This window comes from Hydrotalea lipotrueae (genome assembly GCF_019249625.1).
GTDB classification, from domain to species: Bacteria; Bacteroidota; Bacteroidia; order Chitinophagales; family Chitinophagaceae; genus Hydrotalea; species Hydrotalea flava.
On the sequence record NZ_JAESDL010000002.1, the window covers coordinates 136,917 to 156,279 of the forward strand.

A 19,363-nucleotide genomic window follows, 5' to 3' on the forward strand; every position below is an offset into this window, starting at 1 on the left:
TTTTTATTTTATTTACTACCTTCTGTTACTGCGTTATTTTTTGGCCAGGCTTTTTCAATACCGGCTTTTATGAAATAACCTAATGCAGATTCACCTTTTGGGACTTCTTTAGGAATAAATCCTAAATATTTCATTGTTTTAAATACAGAGCCTTTTACCAAATCGTTATGAGGAAACCCTGGTTCGGTACAACCTAAGCAAGGATGATTAGCCCTTGTTTTGCTGCTTGTTCTGTTCCATAAAATTCTATTACAGCTTGCTCTTGTCATTGGTCCACGACAACCTACTTCGTAAAATAAACAGCCATTGCCTCTTTTGCCAAATCCTCCACTTACTTTTTGAGCAAAGTTCAAAACGTTGGGGCATCCTGTTTGTACGAAATCGGTAAAGAAAGTTTTTGGTCGATGGAATTCATCAATTAATACATCCTCAATTCTGCCGGTTGCGATAGCTACGAGGATCTGTGTAATCCAGTCTGGATGGGCTGGACAGCCCGGTATATTGATAACAGGTAAGCCACCTTTTGACTTATAGTTGGCACCCAAAAAGCCCCCCTTTTGTTTTTTCAAGAATTGCATACCGGTACTTTCAGTCGGGTTAGGTGGCACTGCAGGTATTCCTCCCCAGGTAGCACAGTCCCCTATGGCTACAACATAACCAGCCACTGCAGCAAGTTCTTTTACCCAGTCTTTCATTGGGCGATCACAGAAATAGTTCATTGTACCAGTACCTTTTGGACCTTCAATAATAGAACCCTCATAAACTAAGATGTCCATTTGAACCTTACCAGCAATAATGTCTTGTAAAAGATGAGAAACTTGATGGCCAATTTCCAAACCAATCGATGGATGCCATAAAATATTTATACCAAAATCCACCACCAGTTCTACAACTGTAGGTTCTTCGGCATTTAAAAAAGACATAGTGTTACCACTACAGGCACCACCTTGCAACCATAATACATTAGCCATAAGCAATCGATTTAAAATTAAAATTTAGAAATCATTTACTAAAATTAGAAATTTTTTTCTAATTGCCAAATTTTTTTTAAAAAAAACTACCAAGTACGATGGTTTGGTTAAAGGTAGTAATCCCTTCTGGTGTAAAATTTGGATAGAGCAAGCTCCAAAGGCTTTTTTTATATAATTGCTCTGTATATGGCTTTTTTCTGAGTATTTGCTGGGGTATCCAGCTATTGATGATAATTAAAATATTTTGTATCAATAAATCATACTCTCCTTTAAAATGCTCAGGCTTTAGTAGTCCATTTTGCATACAAAGATTAACCCTACGCTTTAGCTGCTGCAGTATTTTATTGTTTACAGTAAGCCATTCTGTTTGAATTTGTGGATAGTTGCGTTCAATTTCCCATATATTATTAAAAGTAAAACGGTTATTTTCAAAAAAGAAATATAAATTAGAAAACTGTTTATCAAAGCCCTGAAAGTTGGTATGTACAATATATTGAGAAAGGATAACAGAAAGCTCCTGAAAAAGGTTTCCGTAAACTGCTACTACAATTGCTTCTTTGTTTTTAAAATGATAAACCAAATTGCCCACACTTATTCCTACGGCATCGGCAATTTGCTGCAATCGGGTATTGGCAATACCCATCTCAAAAAAAAGTTGTTTGCTTTCGTCTAAGATATTCTTTTTCGTAAACATGATTAATTAAAATTTGTTGTAAAAAGGTTCATACTTAACCGCAATGTGCCCCGTTGGTCTTTTGCTGCCTGCCTACGCATATAATGTGCAACCAACGCCGCTTTTTTAGGACATGCATAATTTACAATCTTTCGTTTAATAAATTTTAAAGGAATGAGATGGTGGGCAAAAACGAGATAAATATTCCATTCACCATTCCTGCATTCTACATTTTCAACGACAGCTGTATCCTGCAGCCAAAAATCTTCATTTATAAAAAAAGAATCTTCATTTAAGCCTCTTTGTTCAGTTGTTGAAAATTTATCCAAGTATTCAAGCATGGCAGTATAGGCATCATCATATATTGTAAATTTTAAATACATTTAATAAGTATTGATTCATAAAGTTAGAAAAATGTTCAAATAGTTGAATAAAATTATTCTTCTATTAATTTGAGTTGCTGATATTCTCTGCTACCCATATCTGTAAAAAAGGGAATGAGGATTCCCCAAACATCGTTTAAAAAGTTTTGCAAAGAGGGGTCATTTGTTCCTTCAATTTTTTTTAAATACGGCCACATGTCTATTAGAGAACGGAACTGCCAAGCAATATGATTCTGTAGCTCATCAGACAAAGAAAATAATGAACCTCTGGCACAATTAAAGCTAAGCATCATTTTTATTTGAGCTAACTGCCAATGAATATGCTGGCTGTGCTTTTTTTGTATATTGGGATAAGCTCTTAAAATTTCAATCGTATCAATATAAAAAAACATGTGTTCGAGTTGCAATTGATATATTGCCATTAAATAACAGTTAATATCTTCAAACAGTGGTACCACCCTATACTCATTAAGCAATAGCTCCTGTTTTTCTCTTAGTTCATCAAAAAGGTTTTCTATGATGATATCCTTATTTTTAAAATGGTATGCCAAGTGCCCCACACTTACAAATGCAGCATCGGCAATATGCTGCAAACGCACATTTACAAACCCTTTTTGGTTAAAGAGTTTTAAAGCATTATCTTTTATATGTTGTTTTGTAGGTTTCACATCTGCAAATTATCTTAAAAAACTAAAACTCAGAATATTTTAAATGCCTGTAGAATTTTTCTTTTAAAAAGCAGCATCTGAAAATAAAATCATTCTGGGGTACCTCAATTAATACAGATAAGACACAGGTTTACATAGCAATCATTACCTATACTTTGGTTGCAATCATTAAAAGTAAACTCAAAACAAATCGGTCAACGTATGAAATATTGCCAATAGCGGGTGCTTCGCTTTTTGATAAACCAAACCTAAACGAGTTATTACAAAGCCATGACTATAAGAATGTCAAAGTATTGCCATTGTCGAAGCAATTATTGCCGGAGAACGAAAACCTGAAAATTTTCTTCAGTATGTTCACAAACGTGTAAAGGCTGATAGAGAAACCATACTAAAGTCTTTACAGGCCAATTGGCGCAGTGAATAATTATTCCTATCGGAGCAATCCTATCGTATGTATCAGTTCACCCAACAAGAAATTAAACACTGCGAAAAACAAATTGAACAAGCCTTACAAACTTTCATTGCTGTAAACAACGAGGGGGATCGTTGAACAAATTGCTCCGTTACCAAGAGCCAGACCTACAACAAAAAACAAACTGGCTTTCGATGCTTATTCCTATCTGTACAAAATACACAGTATTGATGTAACAGCTATCTACGGCATCAGTGAGATTGCAGCGCTGGAAATCCTTGCTGAAACCGGAACCAACTTAAGCAAGTGGCCTTCCGAAAAACATTTCGTGTCTTGGCTGAACCTTTGTCCCAACAATAAAATATCAGGAGGCAAACTCATCAGCAGCCAAATGCCTAAAAAGAAACCCAATGCTGATACACATCCCATGCTTTCCGCTACGCTGCCAACACAATACAGAGAAGTGACCATTGGCTTGGCGACTACTTCCGCAGAATGAAAGCCAAAGGCGGTAACAAATATGCAATCTTGGCTGCTTCCAGAAAGCTCGCCACTATTTATTACAAAATGATTCGCTTCAAACAACGCTTTTAACCGTTTGACAATGCTGAATACAAACAAAAATTTCAAAGTAGAGCTAAAATTGCCTGCCTCGAAAGAGCTTTATCCCGTTTAAAATCCGAGGTGGCCTAATTAACGTAATTAAGTTATATAGTAGAACTATCAGCCAATACGGCCTAAATTAATTATTCGTTAACGTGTGGTGCTATTGCGCTCTGAAAAGCTTACTGGGCATAGGTTTCAATAAACCTGGCGCAACAGCAATTAGTTATACAGAGTTTACTGAAACACCATTAGGCAATGAGTTTCAAACGAAAACTTATTTAATAGCACAACACGTTATTCTTTAATATTTTTTAGCAAGCAACAATACCAAACTCATTTATTCGTAAAAAAGGCAGGGATATAAAGCCAGGTTACTGTTTACTCTACAGGGCAATCCAATCTTGTTTTTATTTTTTTAGGAGCCGGTGTAAAATGCAGGGCAATATATCCCCCACCATTTAATTGCTGCATTTTTCCAAATAACCAACCTACATTATGAATACCTATTAGCAATGGCCCTGCTTTTAAAGCAGCGCCTGCCCATAGCTGGCCCTGTGCATTATATTGAACGGGTAAATAAACGCCCCATGTTCTCGTTTCCCACCGGGGTGTTATGGTTACTAAGTTTAATTCCCTTGTTTTGATTTTATTATAGGGTTCTGCAGAATAAAAATTTACATTCAGTTGCCCGTTGATGTAAAAATTATTATTTAGGTTTTTATCAACCGATATCAATAAGCGGGTAGGCATTGTAATGCTGAACTCAGATGAAAGAGTATCAACCAGGTTCATTGTTTGTAACAAAGAATCCCTTAATTTTTTTAATGAAGTTGCGTTAAGGAACTGTTGCCGTAAGCGGTCTGCCGTAATATTTGTTTTCGGGATACCTGCATAAAATGAACCGCCGGCTGGATCAAATGTGTTAGCACCAATATCCATGATGCTTACGCCAATCTTCCAGTTATAATCAGTTTCATACCCTGGTTTTGTTTCGTCAATTTCATCTTTTTTAATTAAATATTCCATACCGAAACTTAAGCTGAATGCTGTTCGGGTATTTTTTAAAAAAGATTTAATAGCTGCTGCTGTAATAGCATTGGTATCTGTAAGGTCATAATTTTTTGAATATTCGGCTGTGGCAGTTCCCCCGGTTATAATTTGGTAATAATTATTTTGCGCATCAGGATATTCCCGGTAGGTTAGTTTATTTACCTGGCTGAAGGCGCCTGATAAACCCCTCATAATTCCTAATGTAATGCCGCCGGATACCCGGTGCCGGGCATCATCAATCCATACCTGCGAATAATTGATATCACCTTCTATCCATCCCGCATGTGTTGCAAAGCCACTCAGGTAATCAGTATTGGTATTGGCATGTAAAAAACCGCTAAAAGAGGTAATGCTGTCGTATGCGGTAAAAGTACTGGTTTTTACATGGTTGTAGGTTCTGCCCCTTAAACCAAAAGCAATGGCCTTATTCCTGCCAATGGCCAAACGCAGGTTCAGGATATTCATATCAATCGCGGCATTAAAAAAACGGCTTCTTTTTCCTTCAGTTATATTAACGGTTGTGCTATCAAAATTGGATAACGAAAAATGATTGAATGCAATCAATGAATTGGTGGTTGTTCCCTGTAACGAAAATACATTCAGGTCCCATTTCATTGGCGCATTAACTGTACTTGCAGGATTATTATACATACCAAAAACGCCTGCATATTTTGAACCGTTGAGCGCATGGTAATTCTGCGATTGAACAGATTGATGCAATATCAATCCTAAAAAAAGTAATAGTATTTTATACCGTGGGTAATTCATATTGGATGGGTGGCTAAAATAAGTTAAAAACGAATGCCTGCATTTCTTTACCGGATAAGATATGCAGGCATTTATAACACTGGTTATCTCATGGAATAAAACGCTATCTCCTTCCGGGATATTGTTGCAGCGCCACTTCTTCTTGAAATTACTGCAGAACTGTAAAGGGTTATTAAAGAAAACAATGTTACAAGAGTATTTGCCAGGGATGATAAAGGAGGTTTTCACTTTCAGCCCATTTCATTAACTCTGGAGAAAAGTTGGTCTTTTCGAATGGATTTATTTCTATAAGTGACTATGGAGAGGAGATTCTAAAAGTTTGTTATTTTTAGATAATTATGAAATTGGCAATGTGAATGTAGTAGATGGTAGTTTACATATTACATTAATTTTACATTTTTATTAATTAAAAAAAATTATTATGTTTAAATTGATTTTAAATCATTATTGTCTGACAAAACTTAACTTAAAAATCGCTGTAATCCTTTGCTTCAAAGGATTACAGGCTAAAAAATGATTATTTCAAAATTTGGGGTAGTACCCCATTGTTTTATGGAGAAAATGCAAAGGATGCGTTGTACGTTTTTCTCCAGGCTTTATAGGTGTCTTTTATAAATTCCAATAAACCTGCATAGCTCATCAGGTGTAGCCTTATTACTATAATCATATGATAGGACAAGATAATTCCCCTTAAATCGTATTTCTGTTTTACTAATTCGCTGTAATCAATTCCGTATTGTTCAGCATACTTTAAAGCTTGGTTTTTTATGAGTTGTGAAACCTGGACATTAAGCCCGTAGCTTCTTAATATTTCGGCTTTACGCTCCCAGTCGTCATGGGCATCAATATCTGAATAAAGTATTACTGTACGCCCTTGTATACGCTGCATTTATCTTTATCTGTCCATTTACAACCATAGTTTCCGCCTGTGGCAATACATACACTATCGGGGAAATACGGAGCTGTATAAATGAAAGGTTATATTTCTTTTTTATCTCCGTGGCTTGAATCCATTGGTAAAGGAGCTTATTTTGTACAGTTACTTTCCGATACAGAAAGTAACTAACTGGCTGAAACATTTTATTTACAAGGCTTTATGAAAATACAATACTTTCAAGGTACAAATAAGGTACAAAACTTTCAGGAAACTCACTTTTGAGGGGTTAAAGCCTTTTACTTCCGAGTTTGGAAAATTGTAAACTTTCCATCCTTTTATTGTTTATGTTTTCTTGTAGACTTGTTTTAGAAATCTATTTTGTCAGGTTTATCCTGACTGCTTCACAAGACACTATAAACAATAATTTTTTTGACAAATTGAAACAATTAACTCAATTATCTTTCGTATCATTGCAGTCAGGTTTATCCTGACATTGTTACTATGAAGAATAAATACATTTCAACGCAATCCAACGAACTTCTATTCTATTTCAACGGACAGAACAGGAATTGCTTTGACTATTCTTTGGCATACAAAGCCTTGCCCGACTCTAAAGCAAGTGCCGTGAGGGAGTTACTCAGCGACATGACAAAGAGAGGATTATTGATGCGATTGAAAGAAGGCGTTTATTACATCATCCCTTATGAGCAAAATGCAGAAACTTTTATGCCTGACTGGCATTTGATAGCAGAGCATTTAGTGAATGATGCCAAACATTACATTGGCTATTATTCCGCTTTGCAAATACATAACCTCATTACACAGCCGTCATTAAAAGAACAAATCGTTGTATCAAAACAAATACGACCATCGGAAATAAAAATCAAAGAAGTCCCTTTTCAATTTATCTATCACAACGAGAAACATTTTTTTGGTGCAAAAAAAATCTGGGTTGACAGTTTCAATAAGGTGCTTTGTTCTGACTTAGAGAAAACTTTTATTGACTGTTTGTTTAAACCCGATTATGCAGGTGGAATTGTTGAAGTATCAAGGGCAATCTACACTTCAAAAGACAAAATAAAATACGATACACTTCTTGAATACGCCAAGAAATTTGATTCCCAAGCGGTGATAAAACGATTGGGCTTTCTTTTAGAAACATTAGACATAGACACCCATATTATTCAGGAATTACAACAAATGAAAACCGCTTCGTATGTGGTGCTTGATACCGAATTGCCCAAAACAGGAAAGCGAATAAGCCGTTGGAGTATTCAACAAAATTTAGAAACGGAAACTATTAAATCTGCCATTTACACATGATTAAACCCGGAGAAATACAGCAAAAGGCAAATGCGGTTGGTGTGCGTGACCAGCAGATTGAAAAGGATTACATTCTTTCATGGATTCTGTTTGGTATTGCTAAACATGATCAACTATCGAAGGCAATCATTTTCAAAGGAGGTACCGTTTTAAAGAAAGTATATTTTGAAGAGTATCGTTTTTCAGAAGATTTGGATTTTACCCTGTTGAATAACGAAATAAGCAATGATCAGGTTTTCTCCTGGTTTGAGGAAGTATTTGAATTCATAAAAGAGGAAGCAAATATTCCCCTCGAAATCATTGACAATAATGAACACGTAGATGGAGGCATCAACTTTTACATCAGCTACATAGGTCCACTTGGTGGCCAAGGCCAAAACAAAAAAGTCAAAGTAGATATTTCTCGCAGTGAGCAATTGGTGTTTGAACCTGTAATACAGAATGTTATAATTAGCTATTCCGACATGGAAGAACACAAACTTTTATGTTATAGTTTGGAAGAAGTGTTAGTTGAAAAAATGCGATCGGTAATGCAGCGAATGCAAGCGAGAGATTTTTACGACATCTGGTATCTCTTGGAAAAACATGAAATGGATGCAGATTTTTGTGTAAGTGAATTTGAAGCCAAATGCAAAAGCAAGGATTTACAGCACACAGATTTTCCGAAAAAATTGGAAGAAAGATTACCTCAATATAAAGGCAGGTGGAAAAGCTCCATGAGCGAACAAATAAAAGACCTGCCCGACTTTGACCAAGTGGAAAGAGAAGTGCAACGACACCTTAAAAAATTGAAATTTTAGTAATGAACAGTCACGAAATAGAACAGAATAAGTAGCAACTCCAATTGGTTATTTTTTAGTTGATTTTGCAATTCAGTCAAAGCAAAACCGACATCATAATGAATAAGTGAAAGAATTTTTGAATTTGCCATTTGTCTTTTATTCTTTAAGTTTTATTATTTTTTAAAGCCTATCCTTTCCCTATCCTCCCACTTTCTTTGTGCTGCTTTATCATCTAACAGGTTTTCTATGCTGTCATAAATTTGGCTTAGTTGTACATCGTGTTCGGCAATTTGTTCCTTTATCAAACGCAACTGCTCTTTTATATCTGTTTGCTGTAATAGCACCCTTCGCACTTCTACAAAAGCCCGCATAATGGCAATATTCATGTTTATTGCCCGGTCGCTGTTTAATACACCGCTTAACATAGCAACTCCCTGTTCGGTAAAGGCATAGGGTAAATACCTTGTACCGCCCCTGCCTTTTGAGGTTTCATTTTGCAACCTCAAAGGGTGCTGTTGTTTCTCTAAGGTTTCAATTTGAAACCTCAAACTTTCCCATTCCTGTTGGGTAAGCTGAAACATAAAATCTTGTGGAAAACGCTTAATATTACGCTTTACAGCAAGGTTTAAGGCTTTAGTTTCGGTTTCATAAAGGGCTGCTAAATCCCTGTCTAACATTACCCTTTCGCCTCGTATTTCGTAAATCCTGTTTTGTATGGTTTGTATTATTTGCATATTGTAAGTTTTTAGAAGTCCAATTTTATTTTGTCGGCTGCTTCACGTTTTGTTTGGTCTATAATCTTTGCGTAAATCTGTGTAGTTTTCAGTTCACGGTGTCCCAGCATTTTTGAAACGGTGTAAATATCTGTTCCCTTTGATAGTTGCAAGGTGGCAAACGTATGCCTGAAACAATGAAAGGTTATATCCTTTGTTATTCCTGCTGCTCCAATCCATTGGTACAGGTGTTTGTTTTCGTATGCTGAATAGGTAAGCCCTTCAAATACTTTGCGGGTGGGTTCTTTGGGTTCACCCAGTAAGCTGTAAGCTTGTTTTGAAATAGGTAATACCTCAACCCCTTTTGTTTTTTGTTGGGTGAACTGAATTGAATAACCATTTTCTACGCTGTGGTATATTTCGCCCCAAACCAGCTTTTGAATATCCGAAAACCTCAACCCGGTAAGGGCTGAAAACAGGGCTGCACATTTCAATAAAGGGTTATTACATTCCGTTTTTACAAGACTGTTCAGTTCCTCAATGGTCAAAAAATTCCTTCGGGTTTCTGCTTGTTTTATGGGTTCAATTTTTGCGTTCAGGTCGGTGGTTAAATACCCGTCTTTATAAGCTTGTTTCAGGGTTGCTTTTAGTTTATTGAAATAGGAAACGGCTGAATTTTGGGCAAGGGTTGTTTTGCTGCTCTTATTGCTTTTGGTAGTGAGTAAATACTCTTTGAACTCATTGCAAAACTTTTCGTTGAGGTCGACAAACTTCAAATTTCCCTTTGTGAATGTTTCAAGGTAACTATATGCTGAAACCCAGTTATCGTGGTTACTGGCTTTGCGTTTGTCGGCAAGGCTTTTAAAATAGGCAACAAAGTTCTGTTCGCCCCGTTCCTTAATTCTTTTCTGTTCCAGTTCGTACCCCGTGTAAATTTCGGGTTTGTTCAAATGGTTTTCCCGTTTCTGCCTTATCTGTTCAGCAAGCTGTAAGGTTTCTTTATTGCCTTGCTTATCAATAGGATTCTTTGCCTTGTCAAAAAGGTACAGCCCTAAAAATTCCCTTCGGGTTGGTTCACCTGTTTCGGGGTGTGGTATGGCTGGGTAAAAATCTAAATACAGGCTTTGCCTGTTCCCTGAAATTTTCTTTTCTCTTAACTTAACTTTTATTGCCATTGTCTTTTATATTAATCAAACAGTTTATCAATAGTAGAACGCTTAAACATTGTTTTCTTTTTATGCAGATTGAATGTTTTAACCTTGCCGCTTTTTATTAATGAATAAATTGTTGGTCTACTGCAACCAAACAAAAAAGCAACTTCCCTAACACTTAAAAACTCCTTATCTTTTACCGCTGCTACTTTTAAAGCCGGAATAATCGGTTTAAAATTTTTGGTATGTATGATTTCACTTTCAGCCTTCCCTTTTATTTCCTGCCGTTTCTTTAATTTATAATGTGCAGCATTACATTTCATAGAACAGTATTTTGTTGTAATTCGCTGTGCTTCAAACATATTTCCGCAATTGGTACACTGCTTTAAAATTTTGAAATTGCTACTACTCATTTTACCTGCTTTTTAATTAATAGTGTATTGTTTTATAAAAAAGTGTATAAAAGTGTAAAGTTATTTTACCTTTTGAGGTACAAAAAAAGCCGAAAAATCGGTTTTTGTACATCAAGGTACAACTAAGGTACAAATATTTGATAAATAAACAAATAACAAAGAAAAAAAACGTATATTAATAAACATTAAAAAAGCCCTTATTTACAGGGATTTATGTTGATTTTTATAGGTTTTGTGTTTGGTTGTTTTGTGTGGGTTACTTTCCGATACAGAATTTTCCAAAAATAGTTCTAAGAATATCTCTATCGGTTTCAATTTTACCGGTAATCACTCCAAGAAAGTGCAAACAACGCCGTATATCCAATGCCAATAAATCGCCGGGAATATTTTGTTCTAATCCCTGTTTTACTTCGTGTAACGCGTTGGCCAATTCCTGTAAAGCTGCGAAATGACGGGCATTGGTAACAATGGTGTGCTCAAAATCTAATGAACCACCCGTTGCCATATTAAAAAGTAATGTTTTTAAATTTTCTATTCCGTTTTGTTGCAGTGCAGAAATATAGTGTATGTTTTGAATTGGAATATTTGAAAATTTTTGCTGTAATAATTGAACATTGGTAGTTGATACATCGCACTTATTACCAACGGCAATGCATTGATGTTTTAAAAGATTCCATTGGTCTATTTGAATCAGGACTTCATTAACGGGATCATTCACGTCAAAAATAAATAAAACAATATCGGCCTGTTCTATAGCCTTTCTGCTACGTGCTATACCGATGGCTTCAATTTCATCGGTAGTATGCTGGCGTATACCGGCCGTATCAATTAATTTAAACAAAACACCCTGAATATTTAAAGTTTCCTCTACCGTATCACGGGTTGTGCCAGCAATGGCGCTTACAATAGCTCGCTCTTCATTTAAAAGCACATTTAACAATGTACTTTTGCCGGCATTGGGCTTACCCACAATGGCAACTTTTACACCATTTTTAATCACATTTCCAAGGGTAAATGAACGCAATAACTGTTGGGTTTTTGTACTAAGTTGATTCAGCAAATCAATTAATGCACTTCTATCGGCAAAAGCTACATCTTCCTGACTAAAATCTAACTCCAATTCAATTAATGCGCTGAAATGAATGAGTTGCTGCCGCATATCATCTAATACATGCCTGAAGCCTCCTTTTAAGTTATGCAATGCTGCTTTGTGCGCCGCCGCCGCATTACTGGCAATCAAATCAGCTACGGCTTCTGCCTGCGTTAGGTCCATTTTCCCATTTAAGAAGGCACGTTGTGTGAACTCCCCCGGCATGGCAGGAGTAGCACCATTTTTTACACACAATTGTATAACAGACTCTAAAATAAAAGAAGAACCATGGCAACTAATTTCAACAATATCTTCTCCTGTATAACTTTTAGGCCCTTTAAAAAGGGTGATTAATACCTTATCAATAGTATTGACTCCATCTGTAATTTCTCCAAAATGAGCGGTATACCCTTGTTGTAGTGATAAATCTTTGCCGTTAAAAATTTTATTCGCTATAGCAATTGCATTCGTTCCACTTAATCGGATAATGCCAATTGCACCAGACCCTGGCGGTGTAGCCAAAGCTACAATGGTAGTATTATAATTCAACTGATGTTGCATACAATGTTAATGAAGATGGGATACAAATTAAATCATTATAAAATTATCAGTGCCGGAGAATAAAAAAACCTGCAAATTTTCATCTGCAGGTTTTTTAAAAAATTAAATTGAGGTATATTTATTTATTCATCTGCCACTACAAAAGTGATACTTTGACGTTGGCGATAAATTACATTTCTACCATTTTGAACAGCAGGTTTCCAGTTAGGGCTTTTTTTCAATACACGAATGGCTTCTTCTTTTGTACCATAACCGGGATCGTTTTCAGCTTTAATATCGCTTAATGCGCCGGTTTTATCTACAATAAAACTTACAACAACAGTGTATTTACCGGGAGGCGCCCCATTATCAACAGGTACACTACTGTTTAAATTACGTTCCAGATATTTTTGCCATGCAGCCAATCCACCGGGAAATTCGGCCTGAATTTGTACTACGGTAAAAATTTTGTCGTAATCTTCCTGTTGTTTGGGTGCTTCCACCACACCGGTACCTTTGTTTTCAACAACAGGGGCTACAATTCCCATATCTTTTGCACCTTCCTGATTAATGGTTCCAATTTTAGTGTCTTCTAATTTTGCAACTTCCGGAGGTGGTTCTTTCACCTGCTCATCTTTTACAATTTTAGGAGGGGTAAATTTGGTAATTTCCACTTTGGGTGGTTCCACTTTGGGTGGTGGTGGAGGTGGAGGTGGAGGTGGTTCCTTGGGTTTGTCGGTAACATTTGCCAGGGAAACATCCTGCACCAGTATTTGTGTTTTAGCCTTTTTGGTTGAATTTCCTAACACCGTAAGCAGTAAGAACAGCGCAGTAAAAGCAAGCATAAAAATTACACCGGTAATGATTCGCTTGTTATAGGTTTTGCGCAATTCGTATGCCCCATATTCTTTGTTTCTACCATCGAATATGATGTCGAGGAAATCGGCATTCATTACTTGTTTTGCGTCCATGATAATAAACTTTAAAATGAGATGCGGTTTCTAATTATTTTCACACCTTGTCTGAATTAATTTCCGGTTGCGGCAGCAGTCTGCGATTTTTGAACCAACTGCTCTTCTACCGGTGATATATCCACCAACGCATACCTTTTAATGACATTAATAGACATTTCATCCAATGCATCTACAACGTTTTTATAAGTACACTGTGGTGATGGTTTAATCACGACCATTAAATCTTTTTCAGGTGTGCTTGCTTTTTTTCTTAAAATTTCTGCTCTAATACCCTCATCACCATTACTATAGTTAGCCGATTTAAAATTAGTTCCATTGGGGGCCAATTCACCTTCATAATAAAAAACGGTATTATCGCCGCCTAATAAAATGGTGAGCGCACCTGACTCTTTAATTTTATTTTGCTCATCGGGCTTATCTGCATCTTTTGGTAAAAAGAGCTTCATGGCCGTTGGCTGGCTCATGGTAGTGGTAAAGATGAAGAAGGTAATTAATAGAAACCCTAAGTCAACCATTGGCGTTAAGTCTACACGAGTAGACATTTTTTTACCTTTCTTGACGCCCGGGCCTTTCTTATGCCCCCCGCCCGAGGAGGTATCCATTTCTGCCATAACAGGATAATTTTAGAGTGAACAAAATTGGGTTAAACTATATAGGTTTTATTCTTCGGTTCTTTGTCCTTTCTGTGCCAATTTCCATAATTCACTTCCGGTTGGAACTGCTTCGGGATTGGTTACCATTTCAAATTTTAACTGATCTGTTTTTTTAAAGGCATTAATCACACCCTCTATTGAAGGATATTTCGATTTATTATCGCCTTTCAACAACAGGTTCATTTTTTTACCCTGGTAAGCATCTACTGCATAACGCATCCAATCTATCATTTCATTGGCCCCTTTTGTAGTATCCACCGGAATACCGGGAAGTGCATTGGCTTTGCGATCTGCTTCAGGCAAAGCTAAAAATGCTTTTAACTGACTGAAAGGAACACCGATGAACTGTGCATTTACAAAAGCATTTACATCAATTCCCAAATTCTTGGTATTGTTGATGGCATTGGCAATGTATTTTTTGGCATCCGGATCTTCTACTGAAAAAAATACTTTACCGTCTCTGTCTACACTTACCAATACAACATCTTTGGATGGTGCAACTTTAGAAGCAACCGACTTAGGTGTTACAATTTCAATAGCTTCAGGTGGTTTAAATTTTGTTGCCAATATGAAGAAAGTCAGCAACAAAAATGCCACATCGCACATAGCAGTCATGTCTACATTCGTGCTTTTTCGTGGTAACTTTGGTCTTGCCATTTTACTGATTTTACATTAATTCACTAATGAGATTCCGATTTCCAATTTTTCCACAAACTTATTATTTATAGTTTGCAGCAAAACTTTGTGTTAATGTAAAGCCAGACTCGTCAATACCATAAGTAATACCATCAATTTTAGTGGTGAAGATATTGTAGAAAATGATGGCAATGGCTGAAGTACCGATACCCAAAGCGGTATTGAACAAGGCTTCAGAAATACCCACAGATAATTCACGGGCAGCATCACCACCGGCACCTTCTTCACCAAGAGAAGAGAACGCTTTAATCATACCTAATACCGTACCTAACAGACCTAACAAAGTTGCTACAGAAGCAATGGTTGATAGGAATACTAAGTTTTTTTCCAACATAGGTAATTCCAAAGCAGTTGCTTCTTCAATTTCCTTTTGAATATTCAGAATTTTTTGTTCAGTATCCAATTCTGTATTGGTAATCATTTCTTTGTACCTGCGTAAGCCGGCTTTCATAACATTACCAACAGAACCTTGTTGTTTATCGCATTCTGCTAGTGCTTTATCAACATCTTTATTGGCTAAGTGAAATTGTACTTTACGAATAAATTCCTGAATGCTGCCTTTTCCGGTTGATTTGGTAACAGTTAAAAATCTTTCAACCACAAAAGTTAATACAGTTAAAAAAGTTCCGATTAATAAAGGCACGATAATACCGCCTTCATACATTTTTGCAATAGGAACGGTTGATTTTGGTCCTTTATGACCAGGCCAAAACCAATGGCTTGGATCAGTATCAGGAAGAGAAAAATGATCTGGTGCGCCCAGATAAAAACGCCAAAAAGAATATCCTACAATAACACAAATTACAGGCGCAATCCATGAAATAGAATTACCTTTTCTTTTAGGGTGTTGTGCTGTTGCCGGTTTAGCAGCAGAAGCTGAAGCTGTGGGTTTAATGTCCGCCATGGTTCAATTGTTTTTTGGTTTTTAAATTACAGTGTTAAAAAGATTTTACAATTCTACTGAAAATTATTTTGAAAAAACAAAACAATGTTTCAAATTTTTTTAGAGGCCTGTAAAATAGTTATTTTCATTAATGCTGCAAATTAGTTTTTCAATAAGTGCCATTATTTTTTTTAAAGAATTAACCAAAATCTGCTTCAATGGGTTTGTTTTATAAAATTAAACCTGAAAAAGCCGTTTTTAAACCACTCATCAAAAATTATAAAAAACACCTTTTTTTTCAAGCCCTCTTGTTATCTTCATTCATTAAAATTTTAAATAACACTATATGAAGAAAACGTTATCTTTTACCTTGCTTATTTTAACCGGAACCTGGCTATGTGCGCAGCAAAGGCCTGATACATCACGATTTCCAATACTGAATGGGCGAACAGCCGGAGCAGCTGCCGCAGCAAAACCAGCTACTGGTCCAAAGCCTTATAAAGAAGTAATTACCAACAAGGCCGTAACACAAAAAGGTTTATTTACGGTTCATAAAGTTGAGGATAAATATTATTTCGAAATTCCGGATTCAATTTTAGGACATGAAATTTTAGCTGTAACCCGTTACAGCAAAACACCCGGTGGCGGCAGAAATTATGGCGGTGAATTGGTGAACCAACAAACCATTGAATTTGCAAAAGGCCCTGAAAACAAAGTATTTCTAAAAGTCATTACCTTAATTAATTATGCAGATTCCACCAATGAAATTTCAAAAGCAGTAGCCAATTCTAACTTAAACCCCATTGCAGCTGCATTTCCTATTGCTGCTTATGGCAAAGATTCTGCCTCGTCTGTAATTGATGTAACTGATTTCTTTAAAGGAGATAACCAAGCAGTAAACCTTACTCCTGCTATTAAACGCAGACTTAGCCTGTCTATGCTGGCATCTGACCGTTCCTATATTGAAAGTATACACACTTACCCCATCAATATAGAAATCAGAACAGTAAAAACATACAATTCTACACCCAGCCCTGCCGGTGGATTTGGCGCCCCATCCCCATCACCCATACCACAAAGTGAACCACTACCTGCTGCCATGGATGCGGGTGCCGTTACACTTGAATTAAACACTTCAATGCTGTTATTACCCAAAACACCTATGCATAAAAGGCTGTTTGACCCCAGAGTAGGCTTTTTTGCAGATGATTACACCATTTACAGTGATAACCAACAAAAAGTAGATAATCAGGTTTTTGCAGTACGTTGGAGACTGGAACCCAAATCTGAGGACATAGATAAATACAAACGTGGTGAACTGGTAGAACCTGCCAAACAAATTGTATACTATATTGATCCTGCTACACCTAAACAATGGCGTCCTTATTTAATTGCAGGCGTAAACGACTGGCAAAAAGCTTTTGAAAAAGCCGGTTTTAAAAATGCCATCGTAGCAAAGGAATGGCCTGAAAACGACAGTACCATGAGTTTAGAAGATGCCCGTTATTCTGTTATACGGTATTTTGCTTCTGATATTGAAAACGCATACGGCCCCAATGTACACGACCCTCGCAGCGGTGAGATTTTGGAAAGCCATATTGGATGGTATCATAATGTTATGAAATTAGTGCACGATTGGTACATGATTCAAACAGCTGCCGTTGATCCGAAAGCCAGAAAAATGAAATTTGATGATTCGTTGATGGGCCAGTTAATTCGCTTCGTTTCTTCACACGAAGTGGGCCACACCCTTGGCTTGCGCCACAACATGGGCAGCAGCAGCAAAACACCGGTTGAATTACTGCGTAACAAAGCCTGGATAGAAGCCAACGGACATACTGCCTCTATTATGGATTATGCTCGTTTTAACTATGTTGCACAACCGGAAGATAATATCAGCGAAGCCGGACTATTCCCAAGAATTGGGGATTACGATAAATGGGCCATTCAATGGGGTTATACCTACACTGGTATTAACGATCCCAAAAAAGATGAATTGGTTACCAACCAATGGGCAATCGACAGTCTTAAAAACCCCAGATTATGGTTTGGCGGCGAAGGAAGAAATGTTGACCCCAGAGCACAAACTGAAGACTTGGGCGACGATGCAGTTAAAGCCAGCAGTTACGGTATTATGAACCTGAAAAGAATTATTGTACAATTGCCGGTTTGGACCAAAGAAGAAGCCGATAAATACCAGAATTTAAGCGATATATACCAACAATTAGTGGGTCAGTTTGCCCGATATATGGGCCATGTAACCAAAAATGTGGGTGGCATAGAAGAAACCTTTAAAAGTGTAGAACAAAAAGGCGATGTGTATACTCCCACATCAAAAGAAAAACAAAAAGCAGCAGTTGCCTTTTTAAATACACAACTCTTCCAAACGCCTAACTGGTTGTTAGATAAGGATATTTTAAATAAGATAGCTTACCCAACCGCTAATGAAGCCATTCAAAACCTGCAAATCAGTATATTGAACAGTTTATTAGATGCCGCACGCTTGTATCGTTTAGAAACCAGCAGGAACCGATTTGGCACCAGCACTTATGGTTTGGATGAAATGATGGATGATGTTCAAAAAGGTATTTGGAGTGAATTAAGCACCCAAAAACCAATTGATGCCTATCGCAGAAATTTGCAAAAAGCCTATGTAAGTAAACTGATTGATTTAATAGACCCTGCTAAATCAAATTCTGCCAGCTTAACAGCAACAGCCAGAGGCTTCAATCTTTCTATTATTAATACCGCTAATACAGATGTACCTTCTGTAGCAAGAGGCGAATTGAAAAGTTTATTAGCAGCCATCAATGCAGCAATTCCTGCCACAAGAGATAAAATGAGTAAATATCATTTACAGGATGTTGCAGAAAGAATCAAAAAAGCGTTAGAGCCTAAGGCTTAAACATAGCGCTTTAAAACAATAAAAAGAGCTGCCATTTAACCGGTAGCTCTTTTTATTTTCAACCAATTCATATAAATGCAACCAACTGCAATAACTTTGTGTAGCTACAAATAAACAATATGAAAAAATTTGGATTGTGTTTTAAGATTTTTTGTTTAATAACCCACTTTGCCACAGCGCAAAATTTTTCAGCAGTTATTAAAGACAGTATGACCAAAGAGCCGGTTTATTTTGCCAGTATTACCAATTTAAATAATAAAAAAACAGTTATCTCTAACGAGAAAGGATTGTTTTCAATTGCCGCAAAACCTGGCGATATTATATCCATTGCTTCTATCAGCTATACATTTGATACGCTTCAAATCAATATAAAATTATTACAGCAAGCCGGATACGTTATTTACCTGCATCCTCTTTCTAAAATGTTAGATGAAGTAACTGTCAGATCGCATAAAAGCTACTCTGCATATCAATTAGACAGTTTGCACAGAAGAAGAGATTTTTTTGCTACTACCAACGATTATACTTTACCAACAGTATCTAACGGCAATTCGGGTGTTGGTATGGGTATTAATATTGACCATTTTTTTGGGCCGGATAAACGAAAACGTGAAACCATTCAACTCTTTAACCAAATGGAGCAGGAACATTATATTAATTACCGATTTAATCCAACTTTCTTAAAACAATATGTAACACTACCAACAGACTCGCTGCTGTTGTTTATGGAAACATACAGGCCAACTTATAAATGGCTCAGGCAGCACCCGCACCGGGAAGATTTAATTTATTATATTAATGATAAATTAAAATTATTTCTAAAAAAGTAACG

At 36.6% G+C, this 19,363-nt stretch carries 19 protein-coding genes; 5 read left to right on the forward strand and 14 right to left on the reverse strand.

All coding sequences use genetic code 11. The features are described 5' to 3' along the window. Window positions 1-8 precede the first annotated feature (8 nt). The 4 genes from JK139_RS02545 to JK139_RS02560 form a co-directional block, all read right to left on the reverse strand. Window positions 9-971, reverse strand: coding sequence for an NADH-quinone oxidoreductase subunit B family protein (locus JK139_RS02545; RefSeq protein WP_218330512.1), 963 nt, complete (start codon window positions 969-971; stop codon window positions 9-11). 76 nt (window positions 972-1,047) lie between these two features. After that, entirely contained in the window at window positions 1,048-1,665 is a 618-nt protein-coding gene (locus tag JK139_RS02550) for a TetR/AcrR family transcriptional regulator (RefSeq protein ID WP_218330513.1), read from the reverse strand. A 2-nt stretch (window positions 1,666-1,667) separates the two neighbouring features. Beyond that, window positions 1,668-2,027, reverse strand: coding sequence for a hypothetical protein (locus JK139_RS02555; protein ID WP_218330514.1), 360 nt, complete (start codon window positions 2,025-2,027; stop codon window positions 1,668-1,670). A gap of 53 nt (window positions 2,028-2,080) precedes the next feature. Beyond that, window positions 2,081-2,695: a TetR/AcrR family transcriptional regulator gene (locus JK139_RS02560; protein WP_218330515.1), complete on the reverse strand. Its 615-nt coding sequence runs from the start codon at window positions 2,693-2,695 to the stop codon at window positions 2,081-2,083. Between the two features lie 686 nt (window positions 2,696-3,381). On the opposite strand from JK139_RS02560, the gene JK139_RS15805 reads away from it, so the two are divergent. Then, entirely contained in the window at window positions 3,382-3,606 is a 225-nt protein-coding gene (locus JK139_RS15805) for a transposase (protein ID WP_394369750.1), read from the forward strand. A gap of 485 nt (window positions 3,607-4,091) precedes the next feature. On the opposite strand, the gene JK139_RS02570 is transcribed toward JK139_RS15805, so the two are convergent. Beyond that, window positions 4,092-5,531: a hypothetical protein gene (locus tag JK139_RS02570; protein WP_218330516.1), complete on the reverse strand. Its 1,440-nt coding sequence runs from the start codon at window positions 5,529-5,531 to the stop codon at window positions 4,092-4,094. Window positions 5,532-6,081: 550 nt separating this feature from the next. Next, entirely contained in the window at window positions 6,082-6,420 is a 339-nt protein-coding gene (locus tag JK139_RS02575; protein ID WP_218330517.1) for a hypothetical protein, read from the reverse strand. 489 nt (window positions 6,421-6,909) lie between these two features. Between JK139_RS02575 and JK139_RS02580 the strand changes: the two genes are divergently transcribed. Both JK139_RS02580 and JK139_RS02585 read left to right on the forward strand, forming a co-directional pair. After that, complete coding sequence (locus tag JK139_RS02580) at window positions 6,910-7,731, forward strand: type IV toxin-antitoxin system AbiEi family antitoxin domain-containing protein (protein ID WP_074420586.1); 822 nt, start codon at window positions 6,910-6,912, stop codon at window positions 7,729-7,731. Next, window positions 7,728-8,531, forward strand: a complete 804-nt coding sequence (locus JK139_RS02585; RefSeq protein ID WP_074421077.1) for a nucleotidyl transferase AbiEii/AbiGii toxin family protein — start codon at window positions 7,728-7,730, stop codon at window positions 8,529-8,531. The genes JK139_RS02580 and JK139_RS02585 overlap by 4 nt, the downstream gene beginning before the upstream one ends. 155 nt (window positions 8,532-8,686) lie before the next feature. On the opposite strand, the gene JK139_RS02590 is transcribed toward JK139_RS02585, so the two are convergent. The 8 genes from JK139_RS02590 to JK139_RS02625 all read right to left on the reverse strand — a co-directional run bounded on the left by JK139_RS02590 (window position 8,687) and on the right by JK139_RS02625 (window position 15,647). After that, window positions 8,687-9,247, reverse strand: a complete 561-nt coding sequence (locus JK139_RS02590) for an ORF6N domain-containing protein (RefSeq protein WP_074421076.1) — start codon at window positions 9,245-9,247, stop codon at window positions 8,687-8,689. An 11-nt stretch (window positions 9,248-9,258) separates the two neighbouring features. Further along, window positions 9,259-10,401: a site-specific integrase gene (locus JK139_RS02595; RefSeq protein WP_074421075.1), complete on the reverse strand. Its 1,143-nt coding sequence runs from the start codon at window positions 10,399-10,401 to the stop codon at window positions 9,259-9,261. A gap of 11 nt (window positions 10,402-10,412) precedes the next feature. Further along, complete coding sequence (locus JK139_RS02600; RefSeq protein ID WP_179855940.1) at window positions 10,413-10,700, reverse strand: helix-turn-helix transcriptional regulator; 288 nt, start codon at window positions 10,698-10,700, stop codon at window positions 10,413-10,415. Between the two features lie 346 nt (window positions 10,701-11,046). Then, on the reverse strand, window positions 11,047-12,441 hold the full coding sequence (gene mnmE / locus JK139_RS02605; RefSeq protein ID WP_074421073.1) for a tRNA uridine-5-carboxymethylaminomethyl(34) synthesis GTPase MnmE: 1,395 nt from the start codon (window positions 12,439-12,441) through the stop codon (window positions 11,047-11,049). Window positions 12,442-12,563: 122 nt separating this feature from the next. Beyond that, a complete protein-coding gene (locus JK139_RS02610) occupies window positions 12,564-13,391 on the reverse strand; it encodes an energy transducer TonB (RefSeq protein WP_068243076.1) in 828 nt (275 codons plus the stop codon). A gap of 56 nt (window positions 13,392-13,447) precedes the next feature. Further along, the gene (locus JK139_RS02615) at window positions 13,448-14,005 is read right to left on the reverse strand and encodes an ExbD/TolR family protein (RefSeq protein ID WP_074421072.1); all 558 of its coding nucleotides are present in this window, start codon (window positions 14,003-14,005) and stop codon (window positions 13,448-13,450) included. Between the two features lie 48 nt (window positions 14,006-14,053). Beyond that, entirely contained in the window at window positions 14,054-14,704 is a 651-nt protein-coding gene (locus JK139_RS02620) for a biopolymer transporter ExbD (RefSeq protein WP_074421071.1), read from the reverse strand. A gap of 61 nt (window positions 14,705-14,765) precedes the next feature. Further along, on the reverse strand, window positions 14,766-15,647 hold the full coding sequence (locus JK139_RS02625) for a MotA/TolQ/ExbB proton channel family protein (protein ID WP_068243068.1): 882 nt from the start codon (window positions 15,645-15,647) through the stop codon (window positions 14,766-14,768). 325 nt (window positions 15,648-15,972) lie between these two features. Between JK139_RS02625 and JK139_RS02630 the strand changes: the two genes are divergently transcribed. Both JK139_RS02630 and JK139_RS02635 read left to right on the forward strand, forming a co-directional pair. Further along, entirely contained in the window at window positions 15,973-18,531 is a 2,559-nt protein-coding gene (locus JK139_RS02630) for a zinc-dependent metalloprotease (RefSeq protein WP_074421070.1), read from the forward strand. A 119-nt stretch (window positions 18,532-18,650) separates the two neighbouring features. Continuing rightward, on the forward strand, window positions 18,651-19,361 hold the full coding sequence (locus JK139_RS02635; RefSeq protein ID WP_074421069.1) for a peptidase associated/transthyretin-like domain-containing protein: 711 nt from the start codon (window positions 18,651-18,653) through the stop codon (window positions 19,359-19,361). The last annotated feature ends 2 nt before the right edge of the window (window positions 19,362-19,363 follow it).

Bases quoted from the DNA above. Each gene is read 5' to 3' on its own strand.
- JK139_RS02585 (WP_074421077.1), top strand. From the start codon at position 7,728: ATGATTAAACCCGGAGAAATACAGCAAAAGGCAAATGCGGTTGGTGTG.
- JK139_RS02580 (WP_074420586.1), top strand. From the start codon at position 6,910: ATGAAGAATAAATACATTTCAACGCAATCCAACGAACTTCTATTCTAT.
- JK139_RS02600 (WP_179855940.1), bottom strand. From the start codon at position 10,700: ATGAAATGTAATGCTGCACATTATAAATTAAAGAAACGGCAGGAAATA.
- JK139_RS02625 (WP_068243068.1), bottom strand. From the start codon at position 15,647: ATGGCGGACATTAAACCCACAGCTTCAGCTTCTGCTGCTAAACCGGCA.
- JK139_RS02550 (WP_218330513.1), bottom strand. From the start codon at position 1,665: ATGTTTACGAAAAAGAATATCTTAGACGAAAGCAAACAACTTTTTTTT.
- mnmE (WP_074421073.1), bottom strand. From the start codon at position 12,441: ATGCAACATCAGTTGAATTATAATACTACCATTGTAGCTTTGGCTACA.
- JK139_RS02575 (WP_218330517.1), bottom strand. From the start codon at position 6,420: ATGCAGCGTATACAAGGGCGTACAGTAATACTTTATTCAGATATTGAT.
- JK139_RS02545 (WP_218330512.1), bottom strand. From the start codon at position 971: ATGGCTAATGTATTATGGTTGCAAGGTGGTGCCTGTAGTGGTAACACT.
- JK139_RS02595 (WP_074421075.1), bottom strand. From the start codon at position 10,401: ATGGCAATAAAAGTTAAGTTAAGAGAAAAGAAAATTTCAGGGAACAGG.
- JK139_RS02555 (WP_218330514.1), bottom strand. From the start codon at position 2,027: ATGTATTTAAAATTTACAATATATGATGATGCCTATACTGCCATGCTT.
- JK139_RS02630 (WP_074421070.1), top strand. From the start codon at position 15,973: ATGAAGAAAACGTTATCTTTTACCTTGCTTATTTTAACCGGAACCTGG.
- JK139_RS02635 (WP_074421069.1), top strand. From the start codon at position 18,651: ATGAAAAAATTTGGATTGTGTTTTAAGATTTTTTGTTTAATAACCCAC.
- JK139_RS02610 (WP_068243076.1), bottom strand. From the start codon at position 13,391: ATGGACGCAAAACAAGTAATGAATGCCGATTTCCTCGACATCATATTC.
- JK139_RS02590 (WP_074421076.1), bottom strand. From the start codon at position 9,247: ATGCAAATAATACAAACCATACAAAACAGGATTTACGAAATACGAGGC.
- JK139_RS02615 (WP_074421072.1), bottom strand. From the start codon at position 14,005: ATGGCAGAAATGGATACCTCCTCGGGCGGGGGGCATAAGAAAGGCCCG.
- JK139_RS02620 (WP_074421071.1), bottom strand. From the start codon at position 14,704: ATGGCAAGACCAAAGTTACCACGAAAAAGCACGAATGTAGACATGACT.
- JK139_RS02570 (WP_218330516.1), bottom strand. From the start codon at position 5,531: ATGAATTACCCACGGTATAAAATACTATTACTTTTTTTAGGATTGATA.